We start from the raw sequence: 393 nt of genomic DNA, 5'->3' as shown, positions 1-393 counted from the left end.
TAACGCACGCCTAAACGGCGAGCAACTTGTTGCGAGTCCAGCGGCCGCAGGCCGCGAGGTTTAAGGCGCTTGTTAGGCCAGTACACTGAATATTCTAAAGTTAAGAGAACCATACTTTATACATCTCGGTAAGAAATTGTTTATCCAGTGAAACGCCAGATGCCGAACCAATAACGGAATCAATACCGCAATAGGGACATAGTGCAGTTTGTCCTACCTCATTATCATCTTCATCTACCCACTCGACAATCTTGGAAGGTGGGTAGACTTTAAGGCAGTAAAAGCAACCACATAACTCACTAACGACAATCTGCTTTCGGTGATTGGAAGAGTATTGATGAGCTGCGTGATATTCCGTTCGTTTGAACATCCGTATTCCTTCAAGGCCTAACG

The 393-nt window shown here is 45.3% G+C and carries 1 protein-coding gene; it reads right to left on the bottom strand.

What is annotated here, in order from left to right:
* Nucleotides 1–100 precede the first annotated feature (100 nt).
* Nucleotides 101–393, bottom strand: a 293-nt coding sequence (locus I4W93_RS20265) for a hypothetical protein (RefSeq protein ID WP_224673593.1), incomplete at its 5' end; no start/stop codon positions are given.

It is taken from the genome of Rheinheimera maricola (genome assembly GCF_016918075.2).
In the GTDB taxonomy this organism is placed as follows: domain Bacteria; phylum Pseudomonadota; class Gammaproteobacteria; order Enterobacterales; family Alteromonadaceae; genus Alishewanella; species Alishewanella maricola_A.
This window is presented reverse-complemented; position numbering and strand designations above follow the sequence as displayed.